This window comes from Bacteroides sp. RTP21281st1_H5_RTP21281_210402 (genome assembly GCF_040918965.1).
GTDB lineage: Bacteria > Bacteroidota > Bacteroidia > Bacteroidales > Bacteroidaceae > Bacteroides > Bacteroides congonensis.
The window spans coordinates 1-14,934 of the sequence record NZ_JBCOWR010000024.1 but is presented as its reverse complement, the minus strand read 5'-3'; the positions used below and the strand labels follow the sequence as shown (position 1 = coordinate 14,934).

Annotated in this window: 20 protein-coding genes; 15 read left to right on the top strand and 5 right to left on the bottom strand. The window is 40.3% G+C overall.

The features are described from left to right. The 5 genes from AB5443_RS22610 to AB5443_RS22590 all read right to left on the bottom strand — a co-directional run bounded on the left by AB5443_RS22610 (position 1) and on the right by AB5443_RS22590 (position 5,787). Entirely contained in the window at positions 1 to 738 is a 738-nt protein-coding gene (locus AB5443_RS22610; protein ID WP_283140036.1) for a hypothetical protein, read from the bottom strand. Further along, positions 735 to 3,101 (bottom strand): dynamin family protein, encoded by a 2,367-nt coding sequence (locus AB5443_RS22605; RefSeq protein ID WP_277135102.1) that lies wholly within the window; start codon positions 3,099 to 3,101, stop codon positions 735 to 737. Before AB5443_RS22605 ends, AB5443_RS22610 begins: the two co-directional genes overlap by 4 nt. 15 nt (positions 3,102 to 3,116) lie before the next feature. Next, positions 3,117 to 3,992, bottom strand: a complete 876-nt coding sequence (locus AB5443_RS22600; protein WP_368114507.1) for a hypothetical protein — start codon at positions 3,990 to 3,992, stop codon at positions 3,117 to 3,119. A gap of 501 nt (positions 3,993 to 4,493) precedes the next feature. Beyond that, positions 4,494 to 4,712, bottom strand: a complete 219-nt coding sequence (locus tag AB5443_RS22595) for a hypothetical protein (protein WP_007765896.1) — start codon at positions 4,710 to 4,712, stop codon at positions 4,494 to 4,496. A 412-nt stretch (positions 4,713 to 5,124) separates the two neighbouring features. Further along, positions 5,125 to 5,787 (bottom strand): S24 family peptidase, encoded by a 663-nt coding sequence (locus AB5443_RS22590; RefSeq protein ID WP_227198196.1) that lies wholly within the window; start codon positions 5,785 to 5,787, stop codon positions 5,125 to 5,127. Positions 5,788 to 5,923: 136 nt separating this feature from the next. Here AB5443_RS22590 and AB5443_RS22585 point away from each other — a divergent pair, with 136 nt between their 5' ends. From AB5443_RS22585 to AB5443_RS22515, 15 genes are all read left to right on the top strand, one after another. Further along, positions 5,924 to 6,163 carry a hypothetical protein gene (locus AB5443_RS22585; RefSeq protein ID WP_007765911.1) on the top strand — a complete coding sequence of 80 codons (240 nt, stop codon included), beginning with the start codon at positions 5,924 to 5,926 and terminating at the stop codon, positions 6,161 to 6,163. Between the two features lie 331 nt (positions 6,164 to 6,494). Next, entirely contained in the window at positions 6,495 to 8,687 is a 2,193-nt protein-coding gene (locus tag AB5443_RS22580) for a hypothetical protein (protein WP_227198197.1), read from the top strand. A 28-nt stretch (positions 8,688 to 8,715) separates the two neighbouring features. Further along, positions 8,716 to 9,630: an AAA family ATPase gene (locus AB5443_RS22575; protein WP_227198198.1), complete on the top strand. Its 915-nt coding sequence runs from the start codon at positions 8,716 to 8,718 to the stop codon at positions 9,628 to 9,630. Continuing rightward, positions 9,627 to 10,304 (top strand): ATP-binding protein, encoded by a 678-nt coding sequence (locus tag AB5443_RS22570; protein ID WP_004310120.1) that lies wholly within the window; start codon positions 9,627 to 9,629, stop codon positions 10,302 to 10,304. Before AB5443_RS22575 ends, AB5443_RS22570 begins: the two co-directional genes overlap by 4 nt. Further along, the gene (locus AB5443_RS22565; RefSeq protein ID WP_227198199.1) at positions 10,273 to 10,704 is read left to right on the top strand and encodes a hypothetical protein; all 432 of its coding nucleotides are present in this window, start codon (positions 10,273 to 10,275) and stop codon (positions 10,702 to 10,704) included. Before AB5443_RS22570 ends, AB5443_RS22565 begins: the two co-directional genes overlap by 32 nt. Continuing rightward, complete coding sequence (locus AB5443_RS22560; protein ID WP_227198200.1) at positions 10,691 to 10,915, top strand: hypothetical protein; 225 nt, start codon at positions 10,691 to 10,693, stop codon at positions 10,913 to 10,915. The genes AB5443_RS22565 and AB5443_RS22560 overlap by 14 nt, the downstream gene beginning before the upstream one ends. Before the next feature lie 23 nt (positions 10,916 to 10,938). Continuing rightward, a complete protein-coding gene (locus AB5443_RS22555; protein ID WP_004303282.1) occupies positions 10,939 to 11,586 on the top strand; it encodes a DUF3164 family protein in 648 nt (215 codons plus the stop codon). Then, positions 11,583 to 11,969 (top strand): hypothetical protein, encoded by a 387-nt coding sequence (locus AB5443_RS22550; protein ID WP_227198201.1) that lies wholly within the window; start codon positions 11,583 to 11,585, stop codon positions 11,967 to 11,969. The genes AB5443_RS22555 and AB5443_RS22550 overlap by 4 nt, the downstream gene beginning before the upstream one ends. Then, positions 11,966 to 12,229, top strand: coding sequence for a hypothetical protein (locus AB5443_RS22545; protein WP_288148524.1), 264 nt, complete (start codon positions 11,966 to 11,968; stop codon positions 12,227 to 12,229). The genes AB5443_RS22550 and AB5443_RS22545 overlap by 4 nt, the downstream gene beginning before the upstream one ends. 7 nt (positions 12,230 to 12,236) lie before the next feature. Continuing rightward, complete coding sequence (locus AB5443_RS22540; protein WP_007765922.1) at positions 12,237 to 12,440, top strand: hypothetical protein; 204 nt, start codon at positions 12,237 to 12,239, stop codon at positions 12,438 to 12,440. 14 nt (positions 12,441 to 12,454) lie between these two features. Then, complete coding sequence (locus AB5443_RS22535) at positions 12,455 to 12,616, top strand: hypothetical protein (RefSeq protein ID WP_192915618.1); 162 nt, start codon at positions 12,455 to 12,457, stop codon at positions 12,614 to 12,616. A 263-nt stretch (positions 12,617 to 12,879) separates the two neighbouring features. After that, positions 12,880 to 13,761, top strand: coding sequence for a phosphoadenosine phosphosulfate reductase family protein (locus AB5443_RS22530; RefSeq protein WP_227198202.1), 882 nt, complete (start codon positions 12,880 to 12,882; stop codon positions 13,759 to 13,761). A 277-nt stretch (positions 13,762 to 14,038) separates the two neighbouring features. Beyond that, positions 14,039 to 14,254 (top strand): hypothetical protein, encoded by a 216-nt coding sequence (locus tag AB5443_RS22525; RefSeq protein WP_227198204.1) that lies wholly within the window; start codon positions 14,039 to 14,041, stop codon positions 14,252 to 14,254. A 12-nt stretch (positions 14,255 to 14,266) separates the two neighbouring features. Continuing rightward, positions 14,267 to 14,635, top strand: a complete 369-nt coding sequence (locus tag AB5443_RS22520) for a hypothetical protein (protein ID WP_149932119.1) — start codon at positions 14,267 to 14,269, stop codon at positions 14,633 to 14,635. A gap of 10 nt (positions 14,636 to 14,645) precedes the next feature. Continuing rightward, positions 14,646 to 14,852 (top strand): hypothetical protein, encoded by a 207-nt coding sequence (locus AB5443_RS22515; RefSeq protein ID WP_149932120.1) that lies wholly within the window; start codon positions 14,646 to 14,648, stop codon positions 14,850 to 14,852. The last annotated feature ends 82 nt before the right edge of the window (positions 14,853 to 14,934 follow it).

Below are 14,934 nucleotides of genomic sequence, written 5' to 3'. Positions count from 1 at the left end.
TCAGCGAGGGGTTTCTGAAATCACCACGTTCATTTCGTGATAGACACCGATTTGGGATGTTGTCACCCTATCAATTTCGACTATTGCTTTTTCCGCAACATCTTTAGCGGCCTTTTTCAATTTGTCGGGAGTGCAAGCATCTTCCAATATATTCCTATATTCAATCAAGGGAAACGATAGGATTTTAGGTACACGTATTAAAGACTCTAACTTGAAACGCTCATGGGTGGAAATATTCAACGACGAGTCTTTTATTTTCTGATTGAGTATAAATTTACTAGACTCGGCAAAGTCGGTCCAAAGATTGGAGACCTCTTTCAGTGCATCAATTAAGGCTGAGGCTTGGTCGGCGATAAAAATTGCCGACATCGTAGTCTCTACTGAATGTCGGGGTTGACGCACTGATTGAGGTTGGCGCTTAGAGGGAATATTACCAAAGAGCGAATAGGCCAACCCTGCAATGCCTCCGAATGTCAGTATCTTCGACCATAAGGCTACCGATGCCAGCCATCCCACTCCTCCAATCATGAGAACTGTCAACGATGCGTATTTAAGTATTCCGCTGCCTTTGCAATCTCTATTAGAGGTTGTATAAGGTTCGGCAACAACTTTAGCACTACTTTCTTTCTGCGAAGCAATGGAAGTTTCAATATTATTTGCGGTCTTTCCCAGCAAATCCTTTAGCTTGGAAGCAAAGGATTCGGTGGCTGATATTCTTTCGTTGATTGTTTCGATCATAGCTTTCCAAATTGTGTCTTAAGACTGTTTAGATCGGCGACAAGTTGTTTTTTCTCCCTTTCCGTATTCTCCTTGTCGTTGATCAACTTTTCCTTTTCGTTGATGAAGCTTTCGAGAGCTCCAATGAGTTTATTGGTGATACCTTCAACAAAAGGTGTCAGTTCATTATTAAGGTCATGAATTTCTTTGAGCACCTGCTCCTTCAGTCCATCATAGAATTCTATGTATCGAGTGTTCATGCCCGACTTGAAGATGCCTACCTTATCGTTTGCTTGCTGCTCGATTTTTTTCTGCGCCTCGTCTGTGGTCAGTCGCGTATCGCTGTAGTTGGTTGCAAGGCTGACGTGGTCACTTTTACGGGCATACTCATCTAGTCCGATTTTTTGTTTGTCAACCCAAGATGCTGTATCAAGAATCTCACGCCCAATCAGCACTTTGTCAATCACTTTTTCAAGAGCCTTCGTATAGACGGAGGCTTCAATTCCGATAGTGTTGTCTTTGTTTGCAATTGTCTCTATACATTGGAGCAGAGACTTAACGAGTTCATCACGCTCTTTAGAGAATTGTTCCTTCCAAAGTCGTTTAAGTTGCTCGTTGAGTTTTTCAATTTGCTCGTGGTGTGACGAAACCACTGCTTCCGGTTGGACTCTGTTGACTGAAACATTTTCGTGTTTCACGTTGCCTCCAAACCAACTGGTATTGGTCCCTTTTCTTGTATAAAAGACCGATTCATAGTTGGTAGCATAGGTATTATTGAGAGTTATCTTGTAGGTTACCAGTTTGTCGGCAAAAAGAGTCTTATTTACGAACGCTTTCAATCTACTAATAACAACTTCTACACATTCATAGAGAGCTGTCATCCCTTCTTCATGAAGGATTTCAACAATACCAATCTGATTCCTGAGATCTGCAAGATTCACAGATTCTAAGAGGCCCTGATTTTCGTTAATATCTTTGATTTCAGCGTCAAACTGGTTGAGAACCTCTTCGCGTAGCACCCGGTTCAGATCGTCGTATCGTTTTGCCACGACGCGATCTTTGTTGGATAAAAATTCCTTGAGCAGGAAATCCTCTTTCAAGTGTTGGAAGCCCCCGAGCAAACTGAGGTTGACCGGGAGTTCCGGATTCTCCTCAGAAAAATCTTCCGGAAACCATTCTTGCAATTGCGTTAGCGTTGCGACTTCTTCTTCAAGTAGATGGGCGGCTTGCATATTGCCGCCTACCTTATTGAGCTTGAGGCGTATATTCTCAGCGTAGGGACAAGTGGCACTCCAAAGCACGTCGTCGCCATTTGTGAGCTGGGGCTTAATTTTCCCGTTAAAGGTATTGTGAAGTTCACCGCTATTCTCATAAACTCCATCCTCATAACCCACGTAATCTGCCATTGCGGCTAAGAAGTTGTCTGGAAGGTTACCATCAATTGCTTCCGCTTCAAACAGTAAGTCGAGCTTGTTGAATGTGAAGAGTATTTTTGACATTCCTCCTTTGATAATATGGCCGTTGATGAAGGATATGTCGGTTTGAGTCTGCGAACGGTCGACGCGAGTCATCAATATTGCTGCATGAGCTTCTTTAAGGAAATTTTTGGCTACTCTGTCGCGTGATTCCACAGGATCGTTAATTCCCGGAGTGTCTACAATCTTATAAGACTCCGTTAAGCCGGTTGTATCGTTTTTGTAAGTGAGCAATGGGGATTTGACATAGATATATACAGCCTTTACTACAGGTGCATACATTCCGGTAGAACCTACATAATTAGTGAGAGTTCCAGATACCTCTGACAGATCGGTAAATCGTTCGGAATCATGGGGCTGTCCAATCTTTTGACCACATTCCGGATGTTCCATCATCTTTGCATAGAGTTCATAACACGCTAAAGACGATTGGTAATCAAGTCTTTCTTTTTCGCAAAGTTCCTTGAATTTGTTTTTAAGGGCATCTCCTTTTAATTCGGGATACTTCACTTTGAGCTCATTTAAGGAGTTATTAGTTAGAATATATCCTCCTTTGATGTTTTCCCATTCTTCTTTGGTGTAGTATTCAACTTCAAACCGCTGATCCTCAAGATCCTCTACATACTGTATTACAGTTAGACCTGCCGTCATCGGAATGGAGGCGGTGGGAAGCACCTCAACGCCTTCAAATAGTAAAGCGTTGAGCAATGAAGACTTACCTGCTTTCATCTGGCCCACTATGGCGATAATAAGCTGATTATTGTCTCTTGCTTGAATCTCCATAGCTTCCCGCAAATTTAGTAGACGGGTTTTCACGGCGCTTATCGCTTTTTTTCTGTTTGCATCTGTTGAGATGGAGGAAACAGAATCCAGCTGCGTGATAAATTGGTTCAACTTAGCTATATTCATTTTTTTGCTTTTATATTATTTTACTTTTGAATGCAGTATTTCTTCCGGAGTTCGACCCAGTACGTCCTTTTTACTAATTAAAACGGGGTAGCGGTCCTTGATGTTAAGGAAAAGTGATCCATTTCCTCCTTCAGCCGCAGCGTGAAGTATATTACGACCTTCTCGGTCAGCAGTACGCACAAGACGGTCTTTACTTTTGCCCAGGCTTGAGATTATAAGCATAAGGGCTGGAATATTTCCTCGGTAGGCCGCATAGGTCATCAATGAATGACCGGTGTTGTTGTAGGTATGCAACACGTTGAAGCCACCGTCTGTCGATAGGGCTTCAATGAGCTGCTCCAGCTCGTAATCACCTACATCGTCAGCGGCATCGAAAGGTGATATAACAGTGCCATACGAAGATGGTAAAACCGAGGTTACCTTATCAATGCCTAAAGTGTCTCGTCTCGACTTATACCAGTCCTGGATTGCATCATAGAGCTTATCAAGTTTGTTTTTTACGTTGGAACATATCTCTATAGCCTCTGTATACAGGGTAAACAGCTTAGAATATCTATCGTCTTTTTCCTGCTCCGATTTATTGAAATAATTCAGCAAATAACATATTTCATCATAGAAATGATCTTCTTGCAGTACCGTACACGAGTTTGATAAACGATATATAAGGTTGCTCACCTCTTTTGGTAGAGATTTATGACGGATAGTATATTCTCCTAAGAATTTGGATGTTACAAAAGTGTTGATTGTGGCTCGTTCGCCTTCCAATGATTTTTTGCGAGTTTCTTGAAAGACTATTTCTTTTAGGAACAATTGCTTGATTTCATCGAGAATACTATCAATTTCGGTATGTGCCTGTTGTTGGGATACAAGTTTGTTAATAGCTTGCTTCATGCATTTGTATACATCCCTGGCTTCGCCTCCCGACCGGGAGAGGAACCCATATTTTTCCGGATTGGTTGAGGATAAGCACACGCAGTCGATTACTTTGTTAAAATCCTTTACACTACTACAAATGTTTGTAAAATTGTCAATCACTTGCTGGCGGGTTTTTAACTTATTTACGGGGCTCAATACAAAATGTGGCATGGACGAAATGTAGGACGAAGTACGTGAAACCGCCTGTACATCGGTGATTGAAGAATGTTTTGCAATATATTTAGGAAGAAAACAAAAAGTTCCGTTCCTTCTATTTTGCTTCCGTTGCTTCTATATTCATTCCGGTGGACTGTGCTGTAAATAGGGAAAACAATGAGAGCTAGATTGAATAGGCGAAGGAAAAGCTGTATGTTACTTCCGTTTTAGGCTTAAAATAAAGGCTATATACTCCACTTAGATGGATATATAGCCTTCCTTTAATTTAGATGTAGAAATACATTATAGCGGCTTAAAATGCTATTTTCGCGCGCTTCGAATAAGTACTCCTTGTTGTATGATCGCTTTTTTAGTAGCGAAGGAAACACCATCGGACAACCCTTTGTGGCGTAGGGTTTCTTCCGTAATACCTATCTCTTCAGCAGTAAATTCAGAATAGATTGCTGATATGGAACCAAAAAAACGGCTTGTTTTTTTGAAAATGAGATGAACATGTATAACCTTAGTCTCTTTAGCCATAACCTTACTTTTAGATATTTGTAATACAAAAAACTTCCATATAGTTATTATATAGAAGTTTTTCTAATTGCAAATATACGAAATAAACAAAGAAAATAAGATGCTTTCTTGACATTTTTCGTATCAAATACGGACTTTGTGGAATTGTTAACTTATTGTTAAAAACGGGTAATTCTGTACTAACACCCATACAGCACCCGTGCTGTTTAAGAAACAAAATGTGCATAACACCCGTATAACACCCGTACTTTTTCGAGTGTTTTTTGCATTGAGTTTTGACCTATAATATATAAAACAGTATTGAGTTTGCACCTCTAATACATAAATAACTTATCTAATTTTTGTCCTTTCGATACTGTTATACTGCTTGTTATCAGGTATTTACACATTGCAAATGCAAGAAAAAATATCCCTAAAAGAACTTGCTTATACTTCCCAATACCTCGTATAATTTAATAACGCGACTTTTATCAAACTCTTGCTCATCGTAATCTTTGGTATTAATAGGGACAAAACGCAACTTGTTTGGGTCTTGTGATTTGCGAAGTATCTTAACGGTACGAATAGTGTCTAATACAACAGCATAAATTTCACCATATTGCACGTCATTCAATGTACAATCCTTCAAAGCTATTACATCTCCATGATTTATTTTGGGTTCCATAGAGTGTCCAGTCACATTGCACCATACCACTCCACTTTTATTGTATGGGTAATAATTAATATAATAATCTGGGCATTGTGTTTGATCATTAGGTGTTAAATCAAACCCTCCTATAAAATCCACATTATAATATGGTGCTCCTTTATATTCTTGGTTGATAGTTGGCATTGCATTTACATCAGGTTCGGAACAAAACATAGAACCACGCCCAGTTATAAGCCAATCTGTATTAATTTCAAACATGTTTGAAATATCATATATGATATCATAAGAAGGTTTAGCATTCCCCACTCTAAAAAGCCTAGACAGCTTTTCAGAACTTTTATAACCTAATTTGTTAGCTAATGTTAAGCTATTCATAGATTTATAATCCATAAATTCTTTAATACGAGATACGATATCGTTATTCATAAACGTTAAATTACATACATGTTTGAAAATTAAAGCTATTCTTATTTGTGTAATTTCAAATAAGTTTGTAATATTGCAGCGTGTTACAGATTAACAGCGCTCAAATGTATGAATAATAACTCAAAAATAAAAAGGTATGAAACAAATAATTGAATTAAGAGACACCGAAAAACGAAAGATGATTGCAGAAACATTTGGCATATCTCTCGCAAATCTTAGTCAAATACTCCGTTTCAAAAGGAATGGAAAGAATGCAGAAGCAATTCGCAAAATGGCACAAGAAAATGGCGGTATTAAATATACCGAAGGCAATGAACCATCCAAAGTGAAGGTTTTAGACTCTCACGGAAATGTCACAAACATTATTAATCAATAATTTATCTGCGATATGAAAACTATTAGATTTATTCAAAATGTGATGGTAGGAGTCGGTATAGTCACTGCTATCGCATTAGTTGACCAGATAGAGGTTGAACCATCAAATATGTGGGCGGCTATTGTGATAACAATCCTTTCTGTAATCATTGTCATAGAACGAGAACTAAGATCGAATAACCAATAACGGAACGCAAGAATAGAACTTCCTTCAGGATAACAACTATTAATTTGAATTTGCCATGTTTTCAATGGGTAGTGGCAGAAAGATTTGGAAGCAGCTACAATTCCGGGGCAGTGCCGGGACTTGCACAAATAATAATGTTAATATAATGGCTGAGATATTTAATAATCGGATTTGCGTGTTTGCAAATGAATTAATTCTTTTCAACCCTAAAACAAAGGTGGGAAGCGAGGACGGATTCATAAACGAAAACACCTACTACAAAATGGCGAGGAACGGGCAACTTATCGTACTCCGTCGTGGTATTCCCGGATGTCCTGCCCTAGTAGATTTTGAAACCATGAGAAAGGACGTTAAAAAGGAGTACATTGTACGTAAGGGTGATCCTCGTGCGGAAATTGCTGCTAAAACACAGAAATCCATATTGGAAGATGCAATTGTCTACAGCAATGCCGCCTACGAGTTTTTCAGTGTAAAATACCGTTATGACGGTGACAAGAAGCTACCACCCGCGAAGATTGACGAATATACCCTTAATGTGCGCATCATGAACGCGCTCCTGTCCCTTCGTGATGGTCGTAAAGCCAACTCGATAGGTGGCGGAAGTACACGGATTAACGTTTGGGAAAGGCTCTGCAAATTAAGCAATGACCTGCTGACACTGAAAGACCCGAACGGACGTGATATTTTTCCTCATAACCTGCCGAAAAACTGGAAGGCTTTGAAACGTAAATGCGAACAATATGAAGCGGCACGACGGATCAGCGAAGAAGAAGGCTATCGCAGTGTTATTCATAAATCGTATGGCAACAAATACGCGGCAGTCGTAATGAACGAGGATGCGAAGGCGGTGATGCATAAGTTAATCAGTATGCATAACAATCTGAATAATGTTCAAATCATGGAGGAATACAACAAAGTGGCTTCCCTGATGGATTGGAAACCGATTGACAGCCCTACCACTGTTGAGAACTGGAGACAAAAATTTGCTCTCACAACAATGGCGGGAAACAAGGGTGACAAAGCCCTGAAAAACACACGCATGAAACAGATACACCGCGAAGCCCCGACACAAGCACTTACTTACTGGACGCTGGACGGATGGGATGCGGAACTGTTCTATCAGAAAAAGACTCCCAAAACGGTAAAGAAAAACGGTGAGGAAAAGAGATATATGTACACCACTTATACCAACCGGAAAACAATGGTAGTCGTACTTGATGCCTGTGAAAAATATCCGGTCGGATACGCCATTGGTGATCATGAGTCACCCGCGCTTATCCGTGAAGCATTACGAAACGCAATACAACATACCAAAGAGCTGTTTGGGGAACGCTATAAGCCTTTACAGCTACAAAGCGACAATTATCAAAAGAAGGTGATGGTTCCCTTCTATGAAGCCATGACCAAGTATTATACACCAGCCGCTTTGGGAAATGCAAAGTCCAAAATAGTAGAACCCTATTTCAAACGCCTGAATGTGGAATACTGCCAAAAACAGGCGAACTGGTCGGGCTTCGGTATCACTGCCGACAAGGATAACCAGCCTAATTTGGAAGTATTAAACCAGAATCACAAGTTCATCCCGGATGAAGCCACCGTTATTGCACAATTGGAAGCTATTATAGCGCAGGAACGGGCAAAGAAGATAGATGCTTACCGCGCTGCATGGGAACGTACCGAAGAAGCCCGTAAAATGCCTTTCGGGATTGAGGAATATCTGATGCTCATGGGGGAAACCACCGGACGCACGAATAAGATCACGGGTTCGGGGCTGTTTATCGAGTTCATGGGCGAACGAATCTGCTTCGACAGCTTCGACCTTTCCCTCCGCGACCATTACAACGAAGACTGGATAGTACGCTTTGACCCGGACGATATGAGCCAGGTGCTTGTATCGAACGCAAAACGCCTGAAGTCCGGTCGTGTAGACAAGGAAATTGGGACATTGCAATACATACTGCAACGTGATATCAAAGTTCCGATGGCTTTGGCTGATCAGAAACCGGAACATTTTGAATACCGGGCACGTGTCGACAGGTTCAACAATGAAATGGCGGAGAAGGTAAAGGAGAAGGCTAAAGACGTTGATAGGAGAATCACCACCATTTGCCAACGTATCCCCAAAATAGCTGCAGGAACGGTTCTTGACCGCTACCTGATAACTGACAGCTTGGGACAGCACAAGGATGTCCGGTCAAAAATGAGGGATGACGCCACGGACGCGGATTTCATGGAAGTGACCCAACATATTACCCGGCAAAGTGTAGCAATGGCTTCCACCGGAACGGATGATGAAGATTACGATTACAACCCGCTGGACATGAATTTTTCAAGATGATTTAAAAACAATTTAAAAGATATACAACATGGATAATCAAGCATTAAAAACGTACATAGAGAAGTTAATCAATCGCGGATCATCTGCAACGGAGTTGGCGCGTAAATGTGGAATCTCGGATACCGCCATGTCCCAATTCAGAAGCGGCAAGTATGGAGCGAATGAAGACTCCATTGCTGAAAAGATTGCTTCCGGTCTAAATTACTACGAAAACGCCTGGAATGTAGTGGAAAGCGTCACCAGTTACCAGCAGGTACGCACCGCGTTCGTTGCTGCAAAGAAGAATCATAAATGGATGTGCATATCTTCACGTTCCGGCAGTGGAAAGACACAATCCCTCATAGACCTTTATAACATGAGTGCTGATAATTCAGTCATATATCTGAAGTGCCGGAAGTGGACAGCCCGTAAGTTCCTGACCAAATTAGCCACATGCATGGGGGAAACAGTAACGCGCTATATGGATAACGACGACCTGATGGACTTGATTGTTTCACACATTAACCGTATGGCTGGAAAATCTCCTTTGTTAATCCTTGATGATGCCGGAAAATTGGCGCACAGTGCCCTTTGTACGTTGATACCGCTATATGATGACACTTTACACCGTTTGGGGGTTATCGTAGCCGGAACAGAGACGCTGGAACGTAATATAAAACGTTATGTTGGTCGTATAGAAGGATATGATGAAATTGACGGTAGATTTTGCCGCAACTACATCGCATTACTGGGAGCTACGAAGAAAGATGTCAAAGCCATTTGCGCGGCAAACGGGATCAATGACACAGAGGAACAGGAAACCATTTGGGGAAAGTTGAATAAAGAGAAAAAAGAGCCTGTACCGGGAAAATATGTCTGGTTTACCGATGATTTGCGTGAACTGTCCGGCATGATCGAAGACCGTATAATCAAACAACAAATCGGGCGTGGAGAATTGGCATGAAAGTTTGGAGTCAGAAGAACCTGGAAGACATCCGACATGAATATATTGATTTTGACGGTGAATGGTATCTGGCATTCGGTCGTCCGGAAAAGTCCGGTTGCTGGATTATTTACGGAAAGTCGGGACAAGGAAAAAGTTCTTTCGCTCTGCAGCTGGCACGCAAATTTGATGAAATGGGGCTTCGTGTTCTTTATCTAACATTGGAAATGGGTGCGTGTGACGACTTCGTGAACTCCGTGCTTGATGTAGGTATCAGCAGTAAGACAAACAATATAATCTACTCGGACGAAGCCACTATCAAAGAATTGGACGAATACTTGTCAAAGCAACGTAGCCCGGACGTGATAATGATAGACTCCATACAATACTTCGAGCAGCAAGGGGGAGCGAAAGCCCCCGAAATAATCCGCCTGCGCAAGAAGTATCCGCGAAAGATATTTGTCTTTATCTCGCATGTGGACGGGCGCGAGGTGGAAGGAAAAACCGCCTATGACGTGAAACGTGACAGCTTTAAAAGAATCTACGTGGAACATTTCAAGGCAACATTTATCGGACGCGGCAAAGGAGGTTCACGCGGATATTATATAGTATGGGCGGAAGGGTATCAAAAACATTGGATTGAAAATATTAAAAGCGATAATGATGGAACAGAAGACGAAGAAACCTATCAGTAAAAGCCTTATCAAACGCCTGCATATTATATACAGCGCACAAGGCATTGATGACGAACAAAAGCGGGCTATCCTGCTAAATCTGACAGACGGACGGACAAATACCACAAAAGAGTTGACATACAGCGAAGCAATGTATCTCTGTGGCTATTTGAACGGTGCGAAAAAAGAAAACCGGGATTTGACTATCACCGAACGGGAAATAAGGAGACGCAGGTCGGCTGTCCTGAAGAGAGTGCAGCGGATCGGAATCGACACAACGGACTGGGGAGCGGTGAATGCGTTCTGCCTTGATGTCCGGATAGCAGGAAAGAAGTTTCGCGAACTGGACGGGGAAGAACTTCTCCTGTTGATACCGAAACTGGAGTCAATATTAAAAAAGAAAGAAGATGGCGGATATTAGTGCGGAACAACACCGGATTAACCGGATTAATGAATTACTGGATCGGCTTGACAAGATTCCCAGTGAACTGGATGCCATACATGAAAAATTGTATGCCGGGAATATGGATCGCAATACATTTGCGAAGCTGGTAGACCAAAGGGCATCGCTTTATATTGAAGCGGAAAACAAGGAACGGGAACTGAAAGAAGTATATAAAATCAAATTGTAATTAATCATTTAAAAGTTAATAGTATGGATATTAGTAAATTGTCAAAAGAAGAAAAGGCGGAACTGTTGCGTAAACTGAAAGAGGAAGAAAAAACAGAGTCCATTCAGCGGAAAGAAACCTACGAAGCATTGAGGCATCAATTCATGTTCGATGTGGAAAGTAAACTCATGCCAGTGGTGAATGACGTTCAGGGCTTTTATGATTGGATTGTAGGTGAAAGCAAGGCTTTCCGTAACGTGATGCGGGAATACGGTCAGCTCCGTATGCGTCAGGGTGAAGAGACCGCCACTTTTTCAGTAGTAGACGGGAATTTCAAACTGGAGGTAAAAAGCAATAAGGTGAAAAGTTTTGATGAACGTGCCGATCTCGCTGCCGAAAGGCTGATTGACTACCTGAAGAATTATATAGCCCATTCGGAAAAAGGAGTCGATGATCCGATGTATCAAATGGCGATGACGCTTCTCGAACGTAACCGTCAGGGAGATTTGGACTATAAGTCTATAAGCAAATTGTATGAATTGGAGTCACGTTTTGATGAAGAATATGCGGCTATCATGCAGTTGTTCAAAGAAAGCAATGTCGTGTATAAAACCGCAACTAATTACTATTTCCATAAGCGTGACGAGAACGGAGTATGGCGTCGTATTGAACCTTCATTCTGTAGATTATGATTATAGCAGTTGACTTTGACGGAACCATTAGCCGGGGAAAATTCCCGGCTATTGACGGGGAGCAACCATACGCTGGCGAATCGCTCCGGAAATTACATGATGAAGGACATAAAATCATTATTTGGACGTGCCGTACTGGTGATCAGTTATTGGATGCCATCAACTGGCTTTTGGAACGCCAAATACCATTTGACCGTGTAAATGACCATGATCCTGAAAATGTTGCCAAATATGGGGAAGGCGGGAAAAAGATATATGCCCATTGCTATATCGATGACAAAAACATCGGGGGCTTTCCCGGATGGCTGGCATGCATGAAAGAGATTGAACGGATGGAAGAAGCCTATAAAACTATTTTAAAAGAGGATAAAACTAAAGTATGAACAAAAAGAAGGAGATAATACGCACTATCAGAAATTTTAAAAGGATTCTGAAAAGTGGGAATGTGAAAACGGTATTGACCGTTGGTGATTGGGATATATATGCAAAAACATACACTATTGAGGAAATTGCCGCCCGTTTTTTACGAATAAAAGGTTATAATGTACAAATCACCATATCGGATAATACGGATCATCCTTCCTACCTGTTGGGTTATATACGATTCTATCGTTATGCCAGACTCAAGTTTAATTCTAATTAGAAAAAAGATGAATGCAAAAGACCAAAGAAAACTATGCAAAGCCGGATATACAATCCTGCGTCGCCATGATTACCCCCAACCGCATATCACTTTTAAAAGCGATATAAATCCGGATAGTTGGAAAAGGTATGGGGACAATTATCCTTCAAAAGCGGAAAGAGACCGGGCAATGAAACGTTTATTAACCGATGCAAAAACGGTAGAAGATTAAAAATGACATGAAGCATGATACGTAAACATTATAAGATTACAATTAAAGAAATCGGAGTAGACAAACCCGTTGAAACCGAATACATTGGTTTTATTGACCATAAAGGATTGATAACTTTTTATGGGCTGAATAATCCCGATGTAGAGTGGTACAATATTGAAGAAATTCTCGAATAACTCAACAAAAAGAAGTAATGAATAAAAAAGAAAAAGCAGACTCAAATGTCTGCTTTATATGTAGTTTATTAAGAATAATCAAGACGGGATTCGAACCCGTGACCTTCTCCTTAGCAGGGAGCTGCTCTATCCACTAAGCTACAAGGAAATAATACTCAGGAATTAGCTGAGTCATGGCAACTTGCGTTACCGTTGTTACAAGGTTTTTGAGAACCCCTTTCGCATAACAACGTTGCAAAATTACAAATAAAATTGAATATACAATGAAAATAATAGTAAGTTTTTCTGGCGGAAAGGATTCACAAGCCTGTTTAATTCAAGCTGCAAAACAGTACGGATCCGATAAAATAGAAGCCGTTTTCTGTGATACAGGTTGGGAGCATCCGCTTACATATCAACATATCAATGCCGTATGCCAACAGCTTGATGTTAAGCTAACTATCATTCGTAATGAGAAAGTTGGTGGTTTTCAAAACTTATGTAAACAGATGAAATGTTTTCCCGTAGCATCTCGCAGGGTTTGCACATCAGTCTTAAAGATACAGCCTATGATTGATTGGATAATATCGCAAGATGAAAATTTTATTCTCATTCAAGGAATTAGAGGTAAAGAAAGTATATCGCGTGCAAAAATGGAGCCTGAATGTTCCTATTTCAAGGAATATTTTAATGTCAATAAAGGAATGAAATTGTATCGGAAAACAGCAGTCTTAGAATGGTGTAAAAGGCATGATGCTTCTGTGTTACGTCCTATATTTGATTGGACGGCTCAACAAGTAATAGATTATATTCTTTATAATGACCAACAACCTAATCCTTTGTATAGACGTGGAGCATCCCGTGTTGGTTGTTTTCCGTGCATAATGAGTCGTAAGGGAGAAATCAAAGTTTTATCGAAAGATGTTGATATGACAAAAAGACTTATTCAACTGGAAAAGGAGGTTGATGCTTTGGGGCAAAAGGGACATGCAGGGTTCTTTCCCAAAGGATACATACCGGAACGATTTTGTAGAAAATATGGTGATAGATGTCCGACAGTACAAGAAGTGATTGATTATGTGAACCGTGATGAAGCAATGACAGACATGTTTGAACCGGAAAGTGGATACAACTGCATGAGTCTCTATCATGGACTTTGTGAATAATATGTTTAATTCAATAAGAAACAGATATGAGCATAAAAATAAGCAAGGAGGCGTATGAGAAACTAATCAAAGAAGATTTAGACTTTCTCAATGAGCATTGCCCGGATAGCCTAGAATTAAATCACATTAAAGTAATTATTTGTAGTTCTATCGACTGGTATTATCCGGAAAAGACTAAAAGTATGTGCCTTAGAGATAAATCAAAGGTTTGCAATTTGTGCCACGAATGCGATGTGAATGTATTGAACCCCAATTATTAACGTATAACAAATCAAATATGAATCAAGAGGAAATAATCAAGCGATTAAAGGAAGGTAATAAATTCACCGGACGAAATGGTGCATTTACAGGTATTGTAACCCCATTAATTTATGCTGATAAAGCAAATATGCTGGTGGTTGAATGCGAAAAGGATGGATGTAAATTTCAAGATGATTGGATTTTACTACATACTATTTGGGGATTCCAAAACGGAGATTATGTATTTATTTAAAACAAGATAGATATGAACAGAATACAGAAATTAGAAGCTGAAATACAGAAGCTAAAGAAACAGGAAGCCGATAAAAAAAAGGCAAAATATCAATATCTCGTTGGAAAGTGTATTCACATGGCGCATACTTCTTACGAAAAAATCACAGCGATAGTTAGGGTAAATACTGATGAAATCGGTGATGAAGTGGTATATGATTGTATACATGTATATTTTGACAACAGAGAAGATGTAAGTAATAGTGATTCAAGCATCCAACTTGCATCTTACGATGGTGAATACGTAGAACGAATTGAGAAAAATATCATAAGTCAAGAAGTTTTTGACAAGGCTATGGATGATTGCATTGCGCATATCAAAAGAATGTCTATTAATGTATAACAAATCAAATATGAATCAAATGGATATAAAGTTAAGTAAGATGCAGCTTATTCATTTAGGAAATATCTGCAAAAAAGGATGGGGTGGTTATAGTAAACCCTCCGATGATTTAGAAGAAATGGTAAAAAACGGTCTATTGACAAAATCAGCCGGACCATTCGGTGATGTTGTTTATCGTCCAACTGCCGAAGGACGTAAATTCATTAACTCAATATAATAATGAGAGGTTGTGTCAAAACGCTGACACAGCCTTTTTTTATGCGCAAAGCCCAGACTTTCTCAAGCCCGGGCTTTGTTAT